Origin of the sequence: Streptomyces sp. NPDC091209, from assembly GCF_044757755.1 — a bacterium.
Taxonomy (GTDB): Bacteria; Actinomycetota; Actinomycetes; order Streptomycetales; family Streptomycetaceae; genus Streptomyces.
On the sequence record NZ_JBIVVR010000006.1, the window covers coordinates 578,619 to 598,313 of the forward strand.

At 70.9% G+C, this 19,695-nt stretch carries 14 protein-coding genes; 7 read left to right on the forward strand and 7 right to left on the reverse strand.

The features are described 5' to 3' along the window. Positions 1–12: 12 nt before the first annotated feature. The 4 genes from ACIQRL_RS20855 to ACIQRL_RS20870 form a co-directional block, all read right to left on the reverse strand. Positions 13–3,804: a multifunctional oxoglutarate decarboxylase/oxoglutarate dehydrogenase thiamine pyrophosphate-binding subunit/dihydrolipoyllysine-residue succinyltransferase subunit gene (locus ACIQRL_RS20855; RefSeq protein WP_401333262.1), complete on the reverse strand. Its 3,792-nt coding sequence runs from the start codon at positions 3,802–3,804 to the stop codon at positions 13–15. Between the two features lie 281 nt (positions 3,805–4,085). Then, the gene (locus ACIQRL_RS20860) at positions 4,086–5,225 is read right to left on the reverse strand and encodes an ATP-binding protein (protein ID WP_401333265.1); all 1,140 of its coding nucleotides are present in this window, start codon (positions 5,223–5,225) and stop codon (positions 4,086–4,088) included. A gap of 62 nt (positions 5,226–5,287) precedes the next feature. Then, positions 5,288–6,025, reverse strand: a complete 738-nt coding sequence (locus ACIQRL_RS20865; RefSeq protein ID WP_401333268.1) for a response regulator transcription factor — start codon at positions 6,023–6,025, stop codon at positions 5,288–5,290. Between the two features lie 113 nt (positions 6,026–6,138). Further along, positions 6,139–6,816 (reverse strand): spermidine synthase, encoded by a 678-nt coding sequence (locus ACIQRL_RS20870; RefSeq protein WP_401333411.1) that lies wholly within the window; start codon positions 6,814–6,816, stop codon positions 6,139–6,141. 775 nt (positions 6,817–7,591) lie between these two features. On the opposite strand from ACIQRL_RS20870, the gene ACIQRL_RS20875 reads away from it, so the two are divergent. Further along, positions 7,592–8,392 carry a rhomboid-like protein gene (locus tag ACIQRL_RS20875; protein ID WP_401333271.1) on the forward strand — a complete coding sequence of 267 codons (801 nt, stop codon included), beginning with the start codon at positions 7,592–7,594 and terminating at the stop codon, positions 8,390–8,392. 405 nt (positions 8,393–8,797) lie between these two features. On the opposite strand, the gene ACIQRL_RS20880 is transcribed toward ACIQRL_RS20875, so the two are convergent. After that, a complete protein-coding gene (locus ACIQRL_RS20880; protein WP_401333274.1) occupies positions 8,798–9,076 on the reverse strand; it encodes a hypothetical protein in 279 nt (92 codons plus the stop codon). Between the two features lie 338 nt (positions 9,077–9,414). Between ACIQRL_RS20880 and lon the strand changes: the two genes are divergently transcribed. Next, positions 9,415–11,829 carry an endopeptidase La gene (gene lon, locus ACIQRL_RS20885; RefSeq protein ID WP_401333277.1) on the forward strand — a complete coding sequence of 805 codons (2,415 nt, stop codon included), beginning with the start codon at positions 9,415–9,417 and terminating at the stop codon, positions 11,827–11,829. Between the two features lie 160 nt (positions 11,830–11,989). Here lon and ACIQRL_RS20890 read toward each other — a convergent pair whose 3' ends face one another. Then, positions 11,990–12,808, reverse strand: a complete 819-nt coding sequence (locus ACIQRL_RS20890) for a lysozyme (protein ID WP_401333280.1) — start codon at positions 12,806–12,808, stop codon at positions 11,990–11,992. A 296-nt stretch (positions 12,809–13,104) separates the two neighbouring features. Between ACIQRL_RS20890 and ACIQRL_RS20895 the strand changes: the two genes are divergently transcribed. Then, the gene (locus tag ACIQRL_RS20895; RefSeq protein ID WP_401333282.1) at positions 13,105–13,623 is read left to right on the forward strand and encodes a MarR family winged helix-turn-helix transcriptional regulator; all 519 of its coding nucleotides are present in this window, start codon (positions 13,105–13,107) and stop codon (positions 13,621–13,623) included. A gap of 23 nt (positions 13,624–13,646) precedes the next feature. Here ACIQRL_RS20895 and ACIQRL_RS20900 read toward each other — a convergent pair whose 3' ends face one another. Continuing rightward, complete coding sequence (locus tag ACIQRL_RS20900; protein WP_401333284.1) at positions 13,647–14,435, reverse strand: protein phosphatase 2C domain-containing protein; 789 nt, start codon at positions 14,433–14,435, stop codon at positions 13,647–13,649. A gap of 368 nt (positions 14,436–14,803) precedes the next feature. Here ACIQRL_RS20900 and ACIQRL_RS20905 point away from each other — a divergent pair, with 368 nt between their 5' ends. Genes ACIQRL_RS20905 through ACIQRL_RS20920 form a run of 4 tightly spaced genes read left to right on the forward strand, consistent with a single transcriptional unit; the run spans position 14,804 to position 19,677 of the window. Further along, positions 14,804–18,151 (forward strand): nitrate- and nitrite sensing domain-containing protein, encoded by a 3,348-nt coding sequence (locus tag ACIQRL_RS20905; RefSeq protein WP_401333286.1) that lies wholly within the window; start codon positions 14,804–14,806, stop codon positions 18,149–18,151. Continuing rightward, a complete protein-coding gene (locus ACIQRL_RS20910; protein WP_401333289.1) occupies positions 18,148–18,648 on the forward strand; it encodes a roadblock/LC7 domain-containing protein in 501 nt (166 codons plus the stop codon). Before ACIQRL_RS20905 ends, ACIQRL_RS20910 begins: the two co-directional genes overlap by 4 nt. Then, positions 18,648–19,058 (forward strand): DUF742 domain-containing protein, encoded by a 411-nt coding sequence (locus ACIQRL_RS20915; protein ID WP_401333291.1) that lies wholly within the window; start codon positions 18,648–18,650, stop codon positions 19,056–19,058. Before ACIQRL_RS20910 ends, ACIQRL_RS20915 begins: the two co-directional genes overlap by 1 nt. Next, on the forward strand, positions 19,039–19,677 hold the full coding sequence (locus ACIQRL_RS20920; protein WP_401333293.1) for a GTP-binding protein: 639 nt from the start codon (positions 19,039–19,041) through the stop codon (positions 19,675–19,677). Before ACIQRL_RS20915 ends, ACIQRL_RS20920 begins: the two co-directional genes overlap by 20 nt. Positions 19,678–19,695: the final 18 nt, after the last annotated feature.

Here is a 19,695-nt window from a genome sequence, read left to right on the forward strand (position 1 = left end):
CGTGACGGAGGCCTAGGCCTCGAACACCTCACGCACGAGCTGCTCCTGCTCCGCCTGGTGCCGCTTCGCGGAACCGACGGCGGGGGAGGAGGAGTGCGGACGCGAGATGCGGCGAAGGCGCTCGCCGTGCGGGACGTCGGCGCCGACCGCCAGGTCGAGGTGGTCGATCAGGTTGAGCGCGATGAACGGCCAGGCACCCTGGTTCGCCGGCTCCTCCTGGGCCCACAGGTACTTCTCGGCGTTCGGGTACTTGGCGATCTCCGCCTGGAGCTCGGCACCCGGCAGCGGGTACAGGCGCTCGATACGGATGATCGCCGTGTCCGTGGAGCCGAGCTTCTTCCGCTCGGCCTCCAGGTCGTAGTACAGCTTGCCGGCGCAGAACACGACCTTGCGCACGGCGGACGCTTCGACCGAGTCGTCACCGATGACCGGGCGGAACTGACCCGACGTGAACTCCTCCGCCTTCGACGAGGCCGCCTTCAGGCGCAGCATCGACTTCGGGGTGAAGACCACCAGCGGCTTGTGGTGCGGGTTGTGCACCTGCCACCGCAGGAGGTGGAAGTAGTTCGACGGGAGCGTCGGCTGGGCGACCGTCATGTTGTTCTGCGCGCACAGCTGGAGGAAGCGCTCGATCCGGGCCGAGGAGTGGTCCGGGCCCTGGCCCTCGTAGCCGTGCGGCAGCAGCAGGGTGACGCCGGACGTCTGGCCCCACTTCTGCTCGGCGGCCGAGATGTACTCGTCGACGACCGTCTGCGCGCCGTTGACGAAGTCACCGAACTGCGCCTCCCACATGACCAGCGCGTCCGCGCGGGCCAGCGAGTAGCCGTACTCGAAGCCCATGACCGCGTACTCGGAGAGCAGCGAGTCGTAGACGTTCAGGCGGGCCTGGTCGTCCGACAGGTACTGGAGCGGGGTGTAGTCCTCGCCCGTGACCCGGTCGATCAGCACCGCGTGACGCGTGCCGAAGGTGCCACGGCGCGAGTCCTGGCCGGACAGCCGGACCGGCGTGCCCTCCAGGAGCAGCGAACCGATGGCGAGGGTCTCGCCCATGCCCCAGTCGATCGTGCCGTCCTCGATCATCGCCGCCCGGCGCTGGAGCTGCGGAAGCAGCCGCGGGTGCACGGTGACGTTGTCGGGGATGTTGACCTGGGACTCGGCGATCCGCTTCACGACCTCCTGGGAGACCGCGGTGGACACGGCGACCGGGAACTCGGCCTGGACGTCCGGGATGTGCGCCTCGGGAACCTGCGCGACGGCCTCGCGGACCTCGGTGAAGACCTTCTCGAGCTGGCCCTGGAAGTCCTGCAGCGCCTGCTCGGCCTCTTCGAGGGTGATGTCGCCGCGACCGATGAGGGACTCGGTGTAGAGCTTGCGCACCGAGCGCTTCTTGTCGATCAGGTCGTACATCAGCGGCTGCGTGAACGCCGGGTTGTCGGACTCGTTGTGTCCGCGGCGGCGGTAGCAGATGAGGTCGATCACGACGTCCTTGTTGAACGCCTGGCGGAACTCGAACGCCAGCCGCGCGACACGGACGACGGCCTCGGGGTCGTCGCCGTTCACGTGGAAGATCGGCGCCTCGATCATGCGGGCCACGTCGGTGGCGTACATGGAGGAGCGCGACGACTCCGGGGCGGCGGTGAAGCCGACCTGGTTGTTGATGACGATGTGGACCGTGCCGCCCGTGCGGTAGCCGCGCAGCTGCGACATGTTGAGCGTCTCGGCGACCACACCCTGGCCGGCGAAGGCCGCGTCACCGTGCAGGGCGACGGGCAGGACCGTGAAGTCCGTGCCGCCCTTGTTGATGATGTCCTGCTTGGCGCGGACGATGCCCTCGATGACCGGGTCGACCGTCTCCAGGTGGGACGGGTTGGCGGCCAGCGAGACCTTGATCTGCTCGCCGTCCAGGCCGGTGAAGGTGCCCTGGGCGCCCAGGTGGTACTTCACGTCGCCGGAGCCGTGCATCGACTTCGGGTCGAGGTTGCCCTCGAACTCGCGGAAGATCTGCGCGTACGACTTGCCGACGATGTTCGCGAGGACGTTCAGCCGGCCGCGGTGGGCCATGCCGATGACGACCTCGTCCAGGCGGGACTCCGCGGCGCTGTCGATGACGGCGTCGAGGAGCGGGATGACGGACTCGCCGCCCTCCAGGGAGAAGCGCTTCTGGCCGACGTACTTCGTCTGCAGGAAGGTCTCGAACGCCTCGGCCGAGTTCAGGCGGCGCAGGATCCGCAGCTGCTCCTCGCGCTCCGGCTTGGTGTGCGGGCGCTCGATGCGGTCCTGGATCCACTTGCGCTGCTTCGGGTCCTGGATGTGCATGAACTCGATGCCGGTGGTGCGGCAGTACGAGTCGCGCAGCACGCCGAGGATGTCGCGCAGCTTCATCAGGGACTTGCCGGAGAAACCGCCGACCGCGAACTCGCGCTCCAGGTCCCACAGGGTGAGCCCGTGCTCGGTGATGTCCAGGTCGGGGTGCTTGCGCTGCTTGTACTCCAGCGGGTCGGTGTCGGCCATGACGTGGCCGCGGACCCGGTAGGAGTGGATCAGCTCGAAGACGCGGGCGGCCTTGGTGACGTCGTCGTCGTGGCTGGCGTCGATGTCCTTGAGCCAGCGGACCGGCTCGTAGGGAATCCGCAGCGACTCGAAGATCTCGTCGTAGAAGCCGGTCTCGCCGAGCAGGAAGTTCGCGACGATGCGCAGGAACTCGCCGGAGGCCGCGCCCTGGATGACCCGGTGGTCGTAGGTCGACGTGAGCGTCATGACCTTCGCGATGCCGAGCTTGTTCAGGGTGTCCTGGGAGGTGCCCTGGAACTCCGCCGGGTAGTCCATCGAGCCGACGCCCATGATGACCGACTGTCCGGGCATCAGACGCGGGACCGAGTGGACGGTGCCGAGGCCGCCGGGGTTGGTCAGGGAGACCGTGACACCGGTGAAGTCGTCCATCGTCAGCTTGCCGTCACGGGCGCGGCGGACGATGTCCTCGTAGGCCTGCCAGAACTCGAAGAAGTTCAGCGTCTCGGCCTTCTTGATGCCAGCGACGACCAGCTGGCGGTCACCGTTGGGCTTCACCAGGTCGATGGCGAGGCCGAAGTTGACGTGCGGAGGCTTGACGAGGGTGGGCTTCCCGTCCTTCTCCACGAAGTGCCAGTTCATCGACGGCATGGCCTTGATGGCCTGCACCATCGCGTACCCGATGAGGTGGGTGAAGGAGATCTTCCCGCCCCGGGCGCGCTTCAGATGGTTGTTGATGACGATGCGGTTGTCGAAGAGCAGCTTCACCGGGACGGCGCGCACGGACGTGGCCGTGGGCACCTCCAGCGAGGCGTTCATGTTCTTCGCGACGGCACCGGCGGGACCGCGCAGGGTCACGTACTCCGGGCCCTCGGGCGCCTCGGCGGCCGGAGCGGCCTTCGGCTGCGCGGCGGCCGGAGCGGCCTTCGCGGGAGCCGGGGCGGCGGCAGCGGGCTTCGGAGCCGCGGGAGCGGCGGCCGGAGCGGGCGCGGGCGCGGCCGGCTGGGGGGGAGCCTGGCGCGCCGCGGGCGGCGCGGGTGCGGCCGGAGCGGCCGGGGTGGTCCCTGCGGCCCCCGCGGCCGCAGTACCTGCCGGAGCCGAGGCGGCTGGCGCCCCGGGCTTGTAATCGGCGAAGAAGTCCCACCAGGCTCGGTCTACCGAATTCGGGTCCTGGAGGTACTGCTGATAGATCTCGTCGACGAGCCACTCGTTGGCACCGAAGGCGGCCGCGGGGTTCTTCCCGGCGGCTTGGTCATCGGTCGAGATGCTCGAGTTACTGGGGGACTGTGGCGACACGGCGGCAACCGCCCTCTTCCGCTTCACAAGGTGATGGACAGCGGGAATAAAGGCTACGCCTCCCTGGCCGAGAAGGTCAGGCCGGGCCCGTCCAACGTCGCGTAAGTCACATCGGAATCGGTGTTTCGCTCATGGAAATGGCGGGAAACAAGCGGGGTTCCGCTTCGGAATGGGTACGTCGATCACGGGCCGCGGGACGGTTCACGCGGTCCTGTGCCTGATCACACGTGTACGCCGAAGGCGACAGCGATGGATCTTGCGGCTCCGGTTCGAACTTTACGTCAACTTGGCAGAGAAGGGAGTCCCGGAAGGATGACCTGGATCCGGCAGCCCCGCTGAGATTCGGCCACACCGATCCGTCCGCCGTGCAGATCGACCGCCCAGCGGGCGATGGCCAGACCCAGGCCCGTACCGCCGTCGCTGCCCGGACCGTGCGGCGCGGGCACCCCGCCGCGGTTGAACCGCTCGAAGACGCGGTGCCACTCCGACTTCGGGATGCCGGGCCCCTCGTCCAGGACCTCTAGGGCCAGCGACTCGGGATAGTCGCCCCGTCGCGCCCGTACCGTCACCCGGCCGTGCGGCGGGCTGTGTTTGACGGCGTTGTCGATCAGATTCGCCACGACCTGGTGGATCCGCTCCGGGTCCGCGTGCGCGGTCAGCTCCGGCGGGGACACGTCGAGGTGCAGATGGACGTCCGTGCGGGTGTGGCCGCCGCCGGAGCCCGAGCTGAGGTCCGCGCGGGCGGAGGCGACCATGTTGGCCTCCTTCAGCACGCCGGACAGATACGGCCACACCTCGAACCGCCGCCGGCGCAGCGGTACGACGCCGTTGTCCAGCCGGGACAGGTCGAGGAGCGTCTCCACCAGCCGCCCGAGGCGCTCCGTCTGCTTCAGCGCGGTGCGCATCGTCTCGGGATCGGCGGCCGAGACGCCGTCCACGACGTTCTCCAGGACCGCGCGCAGCCCCGCGATGGGGGTCCGCAGCTCGTGCGAGACATTCGCCACGAGCTCCTTGCGCTGACGGTCCTGGGCCTCCAGCTCGTCGGCCATGAGATTGATCGTCTGCGCCAGGTCGCCCAGCTCGTCACGCCGGTCGTCGCGCACCCGGCGGGTGTAGTCGCCGTGCGAGATGGAGCGGGCCACCGCGTTCATCTCGTCCAGCGGCGCGGTGAGCGAGTGCGCGACGAACTGCGTGATCAGCAGGGTGGCGATCATCGAGAAGACCGTGATGAAGCGGAGCTCCGTCTTGGTGTGCACCGCGATCATCGACAGGCCGGTGGTGATGAGCACGGAGATGACGACCAGCGCGCCCAGCTTGGTCTTGATCGAGAAGGGCCGCACCTCGCCCCAGGAGCCCGCGCTCCTGCGCTCCCCGGACGCGCGCTCGCCGAGCCCGCGTCCTCGCTCTCCGAGTCCGCTCATCACATCAGCCCCTCACGCAGGTCCCGATCACGCGGGTCCCGACGTTCCGAAGGAGGTCCGGCTCAGGGAGTCGGGGTCTCCAGTGCATAACCGACGCCGTGCACCGTACGGATCCGTTCGGCACCGATCTTGCGACGCAGCGCCTTGATGTGGCTGTCGACGGTCCGGGTACCGGAGGCGTCCGCCCAGTCCCACACCTCGGCGAGCAGCTGCTCGCGCGAGAGTACGGCACGAGGGGTGTTCGCGAGGCAGACCAGGAGGTCGAACTCGGTGGGAGTGAGGTGGACGTCCTCGCTGCGGACCCGCACCCGGCGCTGCGCGTGGTCGATCTCCAGCTCGCCGAGGCGCAGGATGCCGCTGCGCGGCGTGGTGGCCGCGACGACCGCGCGCTCGACCCTGCGGAGCAGGACGTGCACCCGGGCGGCCAGTTCGCGCATCGAGAACGGCTTGGTCATGTAGTCGTCGGCGCCGACTCCGAGCCCGACCAGCATGTCGGTCTCGTCGTCACGCGCGGTGAGCATGAGCACCGGCACGGGACGGGCGGCCTGCACACGACGGCAGACCTCCAGACCGTCGAAGCCGGGCAGCATGATGTCGAGGATCAGCAGATCGGGCTGCCATGCCTCGGCCGTGTCGACGGCGGCCGGACCGTCGCCCGCGGTTTGCACGAGGAATCCCTCGGCTCGCAGGCGGGCCGCGATGGCGTCGACGATCGTCGGGTCGTCCTCGACGACCAAAACCCGGCGCTGAGCGCCGGGGGTGGCCGCCGTACCGTTCTGGGAGGTGTGTGTCTGCTCCATCGCCCGCCCCTGAAGTGTGCTTTCCGGAATCCGTGGGGTGATCCCATGACTGCGCTTGACGCTTGAATGATCCGCGTCAGGCAAGCAGGGTACGGGCAGGCACCGTGCCTCGGCTATCCAGGCCTTACCGCGAGGTACACGAGGTCGGGAACGCCCCGGGCAACGGGGATCTCTTCGGTACGAACCAGACGGAATCCGGCATTCCGCAAGGATTCTTCAAATTCCGGAGACGGCTGGGCCGACCATACGGCGAGCACACCGCCCGGCCTCAACGCCCTTGCGCAGCTTGCCAGTCCGGCCTTTCCGTACAGTCCCGCGTTGCCCTCGGTGACCGTCCAGCCGGGTCCGTTGTCGATGTCGAGACACAGCGCGTCGAACGTGTCGGAGATCTCATTGACGTAGTCGACGAGATCGGCTTCGACGATGTCCGTGCGCGGGTCGGCGAGCGCCCGCACCGAGAGTTCGGCGAGGGGTCCGTCGCGGTGCCAGTCGATGATCGCCCGTTCGCGCTCGACAACCGTGATGCGCCCCCAGCGGTCGTCCGCGGCCGCGTGCGCGAGCGAGAATCCGACGCCGAGCCCGCCGATCAGCACGCTCGGCTCCGGCCGCCCGTCGAGGGCGTCGTGCGCCGCGTCCACGAGCAGCCGCTCGGAACGCCCGTCGGACGTGTCCATCAGAAAGCACCCGTTGGCGATGATCTGCAGCAGAGGGCCGTGCCGCCGCAGCACGACCTCGCCGTACGGGCCCTGACGGCGGTCGATGACAACGGGAGTGTCGTACGAGGCTGTCATGGTCGACATCCTGGCACTTTCACCAGTACGAGTGGCCGGAATTACCGGGGGCCCGGTCCTCCGCGGTCCGAGAGTGCGGGCCGGACGCCCCGTGGCCCCCGGCCGTGCGGCGCGGGGCGGTGCGGCGCGGGTCGTCCGGGGCGTGATCAGGAGGGTTCCGCGATTCCGGGGGTGACGGCGGGCCGTGCGTGGTTGACGCGGTGGCGGCCCGGGGATCCCAGAAGGAGGCCCTGACGTCTCGGCCCCCTTACTTGAGGAGTTGCTGAGAATCGTCGTGTACGTGGCGCCGGTCATAGACAGCGGTACAGGGGACGCGAAGGGTGGGATGCGACGGAAGGAGCGCCGCACCGTGGACCTGAGCACCACCGGCCGAGCCGACGCGTCCACCGGCCGAGCCGGTGCGTCCACCGGAACGGCGCCGGGCACACCTCCCCTGAACCGCCTTCCCGGGATGCCCCAGCAACGCGAAGGCGTCACGCCGCCGCCGTCCCCGGGGACCACGCCCGCGGTCACATCAACGGCTTTGTCCACGGCCACACCTCTGCCTGGCCCGGCGGTCACACCGGGATCACACGGCCCCCTCGGGTCGGTGGCCACACCCGGGCCGGCGGGCGTGCTCGGACGGGAGGCCACGCTCGGATCTGCGGGTGCGCCCGGGCCGGCGGCCACGCTTGGGCCGGTGGGCGTGCCTGCGGCGGAGGGCGCGTTCGGATCTGCGGGTGCGCCTGGGCCGGCAGGCACGCGCGGACGGAAGGACGCGCTCGGTTCGGCGGGTGTGTCGGGGACGGCGGACCTGCTCGGGGCCGCGGACATACCGGGACCGCCGAGCCTGCTCGAACCGGAGGACGCGACCGCGACCGCGCCCGGCCCGGCAGTCGTACGGGACGTCGCGACCGGCTCCGATTGCGTCCCGCGTGCCTTCCCCGGCCGGCTCGGCGGACTCCCCGTCCGGCGGCTTCTGCCCACCCCGCTGGGTACGCCCTTCACCTTCGGGTACGGGACGGTCCTCGCCGCCACCTCCTACCTCGCCGACCACGCGCACCCCGCGTTCGTCCGCGCCCTGCACCAGGCGTCCAGTACGGACTTCGCGCACCTCGCCCGGCATCCCGTGCTCGTACTGATCGCGAGCGCGCTCTGGATCGTCGGCGGGATCGCCTCGCCGTACGCGGCCGGCTTCCTGCTCGTGCTGACCGCCCTGGAGCGTCGTACGGGCACGGCGCTCGCGGCCGGTGTCTTCCTGCTCGGGCATGTGGTGGCCACGCTGGCCACCGAGCTGCCGGTCGGGGCGGCGGTGCTGGCGGGCGTACTGCCCGTCGGCTCACTGCACCGGCTCGACTACGGCATCAGCTTCGGCGTCGCCGCGAGCGTCGGCTCGCTCGCGGGACTCCTTTCTCCCTGGCTGCGCTGGCCGCTCCTGATCGGCTTCGGCTCGGTCCTCACCCAGGACCTGATCCTCCTCGCCGACCCCGTGACGGACGGGGGACACCTGATCGCGCTGGCGGTCGGCGTCGCGACCTGGCCGCTGGTACGCGGGCGGCACCAGCGCCGATTCCCCGGGCCGGTCGCGCAGCTCTGAGACGCGCCTGCCCGGCCGGTGTCCGCTCCTGCGTGCTCAGGAGCGCAGCCTCCCCGCCCCCGCGGACGAGTGGGGAGCCGTTGAGCCGTTGGGGGACGGCCGACGCGCCCGGCCCGCGATTGCGGTGCGTGCCGGACCGCACCTGCCTGTCCGCGCGGGTGCTCCCACGCCGGTGCGGGGCGTCGGACGGCCGATCCCCGGCCCTCCTTCGGGGCACGAGGAGGGCACCAGGACGGAGCCCCGCGCAAGACGTCCGAAGACGGTTCCACCGGTGCCGGCACGGGCACCGGTGAAACCCCTCCGGCGAGTGCAAGGGCAAGGGCGACGGCGGCGCGACCGGTCGGCGGACGAGGTCCGGCGCCGACGCCGGACGACGACCGCCGGGGGGATCTCCGGCGCGGGACCCTAGCGGGCGATCGACCCGTTCTGGGCGTCGGACGCGGACTGCCATGCCTGTACGCCCGCCAGGGACGCCTCCTTGGCCTGCCGCCACTTCATGGCGGCCTGCTGGGTCGGAGGCACATCCATGGCGCGGATCATGCTCCGGCCTGCGGAGAACACGGCGACCGCCGCGATGGCCATGCCGCTGAATGCCACCAGGGCACCGGCCGCGGTGAGCACGGCGCCGGTCGTGACGAGCCGGCGGTCGACGTCGAACGTGGGCGTGGAGTGGTGATGGTTCATGACTCCACCTTCCAACGGCAAGTGGCCACCCCGCATCCCGAGCGACGGCGCACGAAGCCGTGTCGGCCGAGCAGTGGCACGTGCGGCCCCGGTGGCAGGCGAGGAGGTGATCCGTGACCGGGCCGGACGTTCCGGCGACGACAGCCGCTCGATCGGTGGCCGACCGCGCATCGCTCGATCGGTGGTACCTGGTCCGCGCCGGGCGGATGACCAGCGGCGATCCGTACAAATCCGGGAGATCGGAAGTGATCGCTCACAGCGAACAGCCCCGGGGGAACATTGCGGGGCCGCCGCGCATTGAGTCGACATAGCTCAACTTGACTGCCGAAGGGGCGATCATGGCTTCGACGTCCGCATCACTCACCCTGCCCGTGCTGCCGCTCGACGACGAGGTCGTGCTGCCCGGAATGGTGGTTCCGCTGGATCTGAACGACACCGATGTGCGTGCCGCGGTGGAGGCCGCTCAGGCCGCCGCCCGTTCAACGCCGGGCAAGCCTCAGGTACTCCTGGTGCCACGCATCGACGGCACCTACGCGAGCACCGGAGTGCTCGGCACGGTCGAACAGGTCGGCCGGCTGGCCGACGGCGACCCGGGCGCGCTCATCCGAGGGCGCGGGCGCGTGAAGGTCGGCGCGGGGACCACGGGTCCCGGTGCCGCACTCTGGGTGGAGGGCACCCGGGTCGAGGAGACCGTGCCCGACCCCCTGCCCGGCCGGGTCACCGACCTGGTGAAGGAATACAAGGCGCTGGCCACCAGCTGGCTGCGCAAGCGCGCCGCCTGGCAGGTCGTCGACCGCGTGCAGCAGATCGACGATGTCTCCGCCCTTGCCGACAATTCCGGTTACTCACCGTTCCTTTCCGTCGAACAGAAGGTCGAGCTGCTGGAGACCGCCGACCCGGTGGCCCGGCTGAAGCTCGCCACCGAACAGCTCCGCGAGCACCTCGCCGAGCAGGATGTCGCCGAGTCCATCGCCAAGGACGTCCAGGAGGGCGTCGACAAGCAGCAGCGCGAGTTCCTGCTGCGGCGCCAGCTCGAAGCCGTACGCAAGGAGCTGCGCGACCTCAAGGGAGAGGACGGCGAGGACGAGTCCGACGACTACCGCGCCCGTGTCGAGGCCGCCGACCTTCCCGAGAGCGTCCGCGAGGCCGCCCTCAAGGAGGTCGAGAAGCTGGAGCGGTCCAGTGACCAGTCGCCCGAGGGCAGCTGGATCCGGACCTGGCTCGACACCGTCCTGGAGCTGCCGTGGAACGAGCGGACCGAGGACGCGTACGACATCAGGGGCGCCCAGTCCGTGCTCGACGCCGAGCACGCCGGTCTGGAGGACGTGAAGGAGCGCATCACCGAGTACCTCGCCGTGCGCAAGCGGCGCGCCGAGCGCGGTCTCGGGGTCGTCGGCGGCCGGCGCGGCGGTGCCGTGCTCGCGCTCGTCGGCCCGCCCGGAGTCGGCAAGACCTCGCTCGGCGAGTCCGTCGCGCACGCCATGGGCCGCAAGTTCGTCCGCGTCGCCCTCGGCGGCGTACGGGACGAGGCCGAGATCCGCGGACACCGCCGTACGTACGTCGGCGCGCTGCCCGGCCGGATCGTCCGCGCCATCAAGGAGGCCGGGTCGATGAACCCGGTGGTCCTGCTCGACGAGATCGACAAGGTCGGTTCCGACTACCGGGGCGACCCGGCGGCGGCGCTGCTCGAAGTCCTCGACCCGGCGCAGAACCACACCTTCCGCGACCACTACCTGGAGGTCGAACTCGACCTCTCCGACGTGGTGTTCCTGGCCACGGCCAATGTCCTCGAAGCCATCCCGGAGGCCCTGCTCGACCGCATGGAGCTGGTCCGCCTCGACGGCTACACCGAGGACGAGAAGGTCGTCATCGCCCGGGACCACCTGCTGCCGCGCCAGCTGGAGCGGGCGGGCCTGGAGAAGGACGAGGTCGTGCTCGACGAGAGCGCGCTGCGCAGGCTCGCCGGGGAGTACACGCGGGAAGCCGGCGTGCGGAACCTGGAGCGGGGCATCGCCCGGCTGCTGCGCAAGGTCGCGGCCCAGCACGAACTGGGCCGCAGGGAGCTGCCGTTCACGGTGAAGGACAGCGACCTGCGCGACCTCATCGGGCGCCCGCACCACGTGCAGGAGTCCGCCCAGGACCCGGCCGAACGCCGCACGGCGGTGCCCGGTGTCGCCACGGGTCTCGCGGTCACCGGAGCGGGCGGTGACGTCCTCTATGTGGAGGCGTCGCTGGCCGACCCGGAGACGGGCGCGGCCGGTCTGACCCTCACCGGTCAGCTCGGCGACGTGATGAAGGAGTCGGCGCAGATCGCGCTCTCCTTCCTGCGCTCGCACGGCGCGGAGCTCGAACTGCCCGTCGGCGACCTGAAGGACCGGGGCGTGCACATCCACTTCCCGGCGGGCGCCGTTCCCAAGGACGGTCCGAGCGCGGGCGTCACGATGACGACCGCCCTGGCGTCGCTCCTGTCCGGCCGGCTGGTCCGTACGGACGTGGCCATGACCGGTGAGGTGTCGCTGACCGGCCGCGTGCTGCCGATCGGCGGCGTGAAGCAGAAGCTGCTCGCCGCGCACCGGGCGGGTGTCACGACCGTGATCATCCCGAAGCGCAACGAGGCCGATCTGGACGATGTCCCGGCCGAGGTCCTGGAGAAGCTCGACGTCCACGCCGTCACGGACGTCCGCCAGGTCCTGGAGCTGGCGCTGTCGCCGGCGATGAACGGCGCGGTGCCGGAGGTTCCGGTGGCGGCGTGACGGACGCCCATCGGAGGGGAAGGCCCGGGTCCCGTGAGGGAGGCCCGGGCCTTCGCCGTGTCTCGGCCGTGGCCGTCCGCCGTGGCCGTCCGTCGTGGCTGTGAGCCCTGGCGGTACGACCGTTGTGCGCGTCCCGTACGTACGTCGGTGAGGTGCGACGTCAGCCGGTGGCGAGCGCCTGGACGCGGTCCAGGGCGCCGTTGAACTTGTCGTGGTCCCCGACCGTCGTGCCGGACGACGTGTACTGCCAGATCGTGTAGTACCCCCAGCCCGCGGGGAGCGTCCCGGGATCGGAGGCGTAGCGCGCGATCCACAACGGGTTGGCGGAGGCGAAGCCGCTGTAGTCGCCGGTGCACTGGGTCCACCAGCTCGCGGCCGTGTAGATCACCGCGTCCCGGCCGGTACGGGCCCGGTACTGGGTGAGGAAGCTGCTGATCCAGCTGACCATCGCGCTCTGCGTCTTGCCGTAGCAGGCGGCACCGTACGGGTTCCACTCGATGTCGAGGGTGCCGGGCAGCGTCTTGCCGTCGCCCGACCAGCCGCCGCCGTGGTCGACGAAGTAGTTGGCCTGGGTGGCGCCGGTCGTGGTGTCCGGGGTCGCGAAGTGGTACGAGCCGCGGATCATGCCGATGTTGTACGCGCCGTTGTACTGCTGGGCGAAGTACGGGTTCGTGTAGTACGTCCCCTCGGTCGCCTTGGTGTAGGCCCACCTGACCCCGCTGCTCCACAGCGTGGACCAGGCGACGTTGCCCTGGTAGCCGGCGACGTCCACGCCTTCGGTCTGGGTGGCGTCACCGGTGGACGGTGTGCCGTCCTGGCCGTCGTGGGCGATCACCCCCATGCCCATCCGGGCGGAGCCGCGTGCGGGGGTGTCGGTGGCGGAGGAGGGGAGGGTGGAGAGGAGGGAGAAGGCGGCGAGCAGGGTTCCTACCGCGAGCGCTCGCACGCGGTGGGCCGTTCCGGATCTGTGCACGGGCATGTGCGTGCCTCCGAAGGGCGATGGAGCTCCGGGAGCCCGGGGGAGCCCGATGGAGCTCGGTGGGGGGAGCGCGGGCACGCGGGCCGTAGGGGGGATCAGGTCGTCCTTGACCTGGGGTGGCGTGCGCATGCCAGCAGATAAGTGTCTGATAAAGAAGCTACGCACGTAGACGACGACGTGGAAGAGGGGCCGGAGGCTGCCGTTGGTCTACGCCTGCGAAATACTGGCGGAGCTGGGGCAACGGCCAGTTCTGGCAGAAACTTTCAGGATCGGGAAACCGAGGCAGGGGTGCTGACGTGCACGAGGGCGGAAACGACGGCGGACGTCCGGTCGAATCCGGCGTGTCGGGAAATGGTGTGGACCGGCCCGCGGCGCACGGTGGCGCGGAGCGCGAGTTCCTCTCCCTGGAACGCGAGTTGACCGTGTTCCTGCGCCGCGCCCGCGCCAGCCAGGGGGAGATGGCCCGCGAGGTCCATCCCGACCTGGAGTCCGCCGCGTACGGACTCCTCGTCCGTCTGGAGGAGTGCGGCCGTCAGCGTGCCACGGAACTCGCGGCCTACATCGGCGTCGGCAAGGCCACCATGTCCCGGCAGTTGCGCGCCCTGGAGGAGCTGGGCCTGGTCGCGCGCGAACCCGACCCCGCGGACGGCCGCGCCTGGCTCGTCCACCTCACCGACGAGGGCCGCGGCCGCGTCACCAGCGTCCGCGAGGCCCGCCGCGCCCGCTATGTCCGCCAACTCGCCCACTGGGACCAGAACGAGGTCGCGGAACTGGCCCGGCTGCTGCATCAGTTGAACCGCGGCATGGAGAAGTAGGCCCGGCCGCCGCCCCCGTCTCCTCACAGCTCGACGAACACCACCGTCGCGTCGTCGTGCGTCTTGCCCCGCCGGGGACGCGGACGCTCCAGCGCGTCCGCGCGCTCCAGCGCCCGTACGCGCTCGACGAGTGACGCGGAGCCCTCCTCGCGTACGAGGGCGAACAGTTCGGCCCAGTCGCCCGCGTGGAACCTCTCCACCCAGCGGGTGGCGCCGTCCGTGAGGGCCGTCAGGGCGCGGACGGAGGAGCGGGGGAGTGTGCCGGTCACCGCGCGCGAGGCCACCGAGGGATCCGCGGCCGCCGTGAAGAAGCCGCCCTCCCTGTTGCGCACGGTCGCGTCGGCGACGGCGTCCGTACTGAGGGCGCCGCGAGGGAGGCGGGAGAGGCGGTCGTCGAGGAGGGGCGTGACCTCGCCGGAGGGCGATTCCACCAGCAGGGCCGAGTCCGAGAGGACCAGGTACTCGACCTCCGACGCGGACCACCGCGCGAGGGCCACGGTTGCCTGGGGTGTGCGCGGGTGAGAAAGGTCACAGGTGGCGGCGTGCGTGCCGGCGACTCGGCGAATCGCCCGCGACAGGACGTCGGACAGGGGTAAATCCCGCTGCGAAACGGACAGTTCGGTCAGTGCCCCGCCGAGTCGCGCGGAGAACCAGGAGACCGAATGCGAACAGCCGTAGTCACCCCGAGGGGGTGTCACCCCGTCGAGCACCACCAGTGAACCGCCCTGTCCTGAAGCGGGAAGTCCGACCGAGGCGAAGTCCTCATTGGGGCGGTCCGGGTCTCCGGGCTCCGATGCGAGTTCAGTGCGCATTCCGTCAGTCTGCACGAGCCCTTCACAAGGCCCCCGAAAGGCCGACGAGGAACGCTCGCCGTGCGGCCCAGCAGCTCAGGCGCCAGGTTTGGCATGGAATGATCGACTCCGGCAACGCGTGGCGGCGAATACTGCCAAAGCCCGTCCCGGACGTCCAACCGGCTCGGCGCGGGGGCCTGTCACGAGCGGTCCGGGACTTGCCCGCCAACTCCCCTCCGATGTTCACTCCTTCGGGTGGCGGGTCAGATGATGCGGGACCACTGCCCACCGGCACTGGGAGGGTCGGGAGCCGTACCGGGCGGACGCCGCGATTGACGGGACGTCACCCGGGCCCCAAATGGGTACACGAGTCAGGAATGCGAGCACCGGTGCAGAAGACGCGGCCGAGGCGCACAGGCAAGAAGACGGCCTCCAACTCCACAGAGGGTGGCGCCGTCGGCGACGCCACCGACTCCACAGGCCGGGGCAGGACCGCCCATGTACGCAACCGGCTGATCGTGGCCGTGGCGGTCGTCGCGGCCGCCATCGCCGGAGCCGGGGCGCCCACGGTGCTGTCCGCCTCGCAACAACTGAACGACTCCCAGAACCTGGTGACGCTCGCCCAGCGCACCCAGCAGGCGCTGACCCTCGCGCACTCGCTGGCCGACGAACGCGACGAGGTCACCTCGTACGTCGCCGCCGGCAGGCCCAAGGCCAAGGCGCCCTCCGAGCAGCGCAGCTCCCTGGTCGACCGGCAGGTCGACGAGCTGCGCGCGGACACGGACGCCCCCGCCGCCCTGATCAAGGACCTCGACGGCATCGCGGCCCTGCGGAGAGCGGCGCTCACCGGGAAGAGCACGGCTCTCGAAGCGCACCAGGCGTACTCCGAGGCCATCGTCGAACTCCACGCCCTCTCCGAGGACCTGGCCGACCGGATGCCGCCGCGCGCGGGCTCCGGCGCGCACGCCCTCGCCGAGCTGGACACCGCCGTCCAGCAGTCCGCCGCCGCCCGCGGACTGCTCCTGGCGGCCCTCGGCATCCCGCGCACCACCCAGACCGTCTACAACCCGGTCACCGGTCTCATGACCACCACGAGCTCGTCGTCGGACGCGGACACCAAGCAACGCGACGCGCTGAGCGCCGCCGCCCAGCAGGCCCGCGTCCGCTCCGACGCGGCCGTCGCCGACTTCCGCGAGACCGGGCCCGAGAAGGCCGTGTCGTCCTACGACTCCACGGTCACCGGCCCCGACGTCGGCTCCGCCGACCGGTACCTGGTGAACCTCACCGGCCAGCCGAAGCTCTCCGACTCCGCGCTCGGCACCAGCGTCAAGAAGCTGGACGCCGCGCTGTCGGCCCGGATCGACCTGATGCGCGGCGTGGAGGCCTCCCTCAACGACCACCGCACCAAGGACCTCGAACAGCTGCGGGACGACGACGTCAACGCGCTGGAGATCCGCGTCACGCTCTTCGGCGTACTGATGCTCGTCGCGGCCGGCGTCACCATGGCCATGGCCCGCACCCTCACCCGGCCGCTCGCCGTCCTGCGCCTCGGCTCGGCCCGGCTCGCCGCCGACCCGGGCTCCCAGGAACCGGTCAAGTTCACCGGCCGCAACGACGAGTTCGCCCAGGTCGTCCGCTCCGTCAACGCGCTGCACGCGCACGCCGCAGCGCTGCACGAGCGGATCGGCACCCTCGAAGGCGACCGCAAGCACCTCATCGGCCAGCGCCAGGTGATGGCCGACGAGCGCGACAAGCTGCGCGGCGAGCTCGCCGAGTCCGTGGCCCACTTGGAGCAGGTGCGCGGCACGATCCACAGCACCTTCGTCAACCTCGCGCTGCGCACCCTCGGCCTCGTCGAGCGCCAGCTCGGCGTCATCGAGGGCCTGGAGGAGCGCGAGCAGGACCCGGACCGCCTCTCCACCCTCTTCAAGCTCGACCACTTCGCCACCGTCATGCGGCGGCACAGCGAGAACCTCCTCGTCCTCGCGGGTGCCGAGCACGTCCAGCACCATGCGGGCCCGGTCCCGCTCGTCGACGTCGTACGGGCCTCGGTCAGCGAGATCGAGCGGTACGAGCGGGTGCGGATCGCCGCGCTGCCCCCGCACGCGCACATCGCCGGGTTCGCCGCCGACGACCTCAGCCATCTGGTGGCCGAACTCCTGGAGAACGCCACCTCGTTCTCGCCGCCCGACGTGCCCGTCGAGGTCTCCGGCTGGCTGCTGGAGAGCGGCGACGTGATGCTCTCCGTGCAGGACGAGGGCATCGGCATGACCGACGAGCGGATGCGTCATCTCAACGCCCGGCTCTCCGAGTTCGACCCGGAGGACACGTACGACCAGGAGAGCGGCGAGGGACTCGGGCTCGGCCTGTACGTGGTGGCCCGGCTCGCCCACCGGCACGGTGTACGGGTGAAGCTGCGCGAGCAGAAGCAGGGCGGGGTGGCCGCCGTGGTCGTCCTCCCGAAGGCACTGCTGGCCACCGCGCCGTCGTCCAGCGTCCCCGCGGCCACCCGGCACGTCGGCGGAGCTCCCGCGGTGGCCCTGCCCGGCGCCGACGCCGAGGCCAACTCCAATGTCCTGCGCGGTCGTTCGATCCGTACGACCCCGGTTTCGGCCGCGGCCGACGACGAGGACCCGCTGATCGCGGCGGCCAAGGCGGCCGTACGGGAAGCCGCGCCCGAGCTGGAGGCGGCACCCCGGCAGGCGCCCGTCACCGCGCCCGAGCCGGCCGCGCAGACCCCGGTCATCCCGGCCCCCCGCGAGCCCGAGCCGGTCACCGATCCGGAACCGGAACTCACGTCCGAGACGACGATGGAGCTGTGGCTCCCGGACTTCGCTCCGGACACTTCCGGACCGGAAGCCCCGACATCGGGGGACTTCGAACTGGCGGCCCCCGCCCCTGCGGCCCCCGCCCCGGCGGCCACCGCACCAGCGGGCCCTGCACCGGCGGTGGCCGCACCAGCGGGCCTTGCACCGGCGGTAGCCGCCCAGGGTGGATCCCCCACTTCGGACTTCGCCGAGACGCCGTCAGGTTCCCCGCGAACGACCACCACCCCCACATTCGGGTCCCCCGACCCGGCCCCTGCTCCGCCCGTCGGGTCAGCCGAGCCGGCTTCGCCCTTCGGGTTCCCCGAGTCGGCCCCCGACTCCGGCTTCGCCGAGCCCGCCCAGGTTTCCCCCGAGGCACCCGGAGCCGCGGCCGGGCCGGCTTCCGGCTTCGACGGGGTATCGACTGCCGGCGCAGAGGGGGCGACTCCTTCCGCAGGCGAGGCAAACCCCCACGCCGACGGGACGGACCCCCACACGGTGGGGACGGCCCCCGGCGTCACCGAGGCGTCCGCGGTTCCGGCCGCCCCGGCCACCGACCCGTACGCCATCGGCCCCGACAGCCACGAGCGGGCCCCCGATGAGCACCCCCGGCTCACCGAAAAGGGGCTGCCCAAGCGGACGCCGAAGATCTCCGCCCCCGTGGCGGCCCCGCGGCCCCGCGTGGGCGGCGTGGACGCCGATGCCCTGCGCCGCAGGCTGGGCGGGTTCCACCGGGGAGCGGTCGAAGGCCGTCGCGACGTGGAGGCGGAGATCGCCGACCGGACGGCGGAGACCCCCACGCCCGAAGGACAGACCCCGTCGGCACCCGCACCCGCACACGCGCCCGCAGGACCCGCGCCCACCGCGCACCAGATCGACGCACAGGACGTAGCAGCATCGGGGGGCACAGTCGAGGAGGCAAGCAGTTGACCGCGACCAGTACCTTCGGCCTGAGCAGTGAAGCACGTAACCTGCACTGGCTGTTGACCAATCTCGTCGAGGAGGTGCCGGGCCTCCTGTCGGTCGCGGTCGTCTCCTCCGACGGGCTGCTGCTGCTCTCCTCCGACCCCGGCCGCAACGCCGAGGCGAGGACGGCCGACAGCACCAGGCCGACCGGACCCAAGGGCTCCGCCGCCGACCTCGCCACCATCGTCTCCGGCATCGGCAGCCTCACCATCGGCGCCGCCAAGCTGATGGACGGCGGCGGCGTCAAGCAGACCATGGTCGCGATGGACGAGGGCAGCCTCTTCGTCATGGCGATCAGCGACGGTTCGCTGCTCGGAGTGCACGGTTCCCCGGACTGCGACATGAGCGTGGTGGCGTACCACATGGCGCTCTTCGTCGGCAGGGCAGGACACGTCCTGACCCCCGAGCTGCGCCTCGAACTGCGAAAATCCCTTGAGGCCGACGCTGTCGGGAGTGCCTGATGACAGCGTCGAACGGGGTCCAGAAGCTCCCGGTCCGCGGCGGCGGCCGCAAACCCGCCCGCGTACGCCCCTACTCGCTCACCGGCGGACGTACGCGCTTCGGCCACGTCCTGCTGGTGGAGACCTTCGTGGCCGCGCTGGAGGCCCCGGAGGAGCGCAAGGAGCTGAGCAACGGCTCGCTCACGCACCGGGTCATGCCCGAGATGCGGGCCATCGTCGAACTCTGCCGCCGGATGCGTACGGTGGCCGAGATCGCCGCCCTCCTCAGGATGCCGCTCGGAGTGGTCCGAGTGCTCTTGAGCGACCTGGCGGACCAGGGAAAGATCCGCGTGTACGGAACAGGTCACGGCCCGGGACAGCCGGACCGCGCTCTGCTGGAAAGGGTGCTGAGTGGACTCCGTCGTCTCTGACGCCGAACCTGGCGTCGCCCCCCTCCTCGACGAAGAGGAGAATCTGAAGGCCTGGCAGACGGACCGCACGCGCGCGCCGATCGCCACGAAGATCGTGGTGGCGGGCGGGTTCGGCGCCGGCAAGACCACCCTCGTCACGGCCGTCTCGGAGATCACGCCCCTCCAGACGGAGGCGCTGATGACCCAGGCCAGCGAGGAGACCGACGACCTCACGGGTACGCCGGAGAAGCTGACCACCACCGTGGCCATGGACTTCGGGCGCATCACGCTCGACGACGACCTCGTGCTCTACCTCTTCGGTACACCGGGCCAGCAGCGGTTCTGGTTCATGTGGGACGACCTGGTGCGCGGCGCGATCGGCGCGGTGGTCCTCGCCGACACCCGCCGCCTCTCGGACTGCTTCCCGGCGCTCGACTACTTCGAGAGCTGCGGACTGCCGTACGTCGTCGCCGTCAACCACTTCGACGGCAGCGACGAGTTCGAGCCCGACGACGTGCGCGAAGCACTCACGGTGCCTTCACACATACCTGTCATGATCATGGACGCGCGTCGCCGGATCTCGGTCGTCGAGACCCTGCTCGCGCTCGTCGGCCACGCGCTCGAAGTCAGCCCCGAATAGGGACGCCCGAGTCCTAGG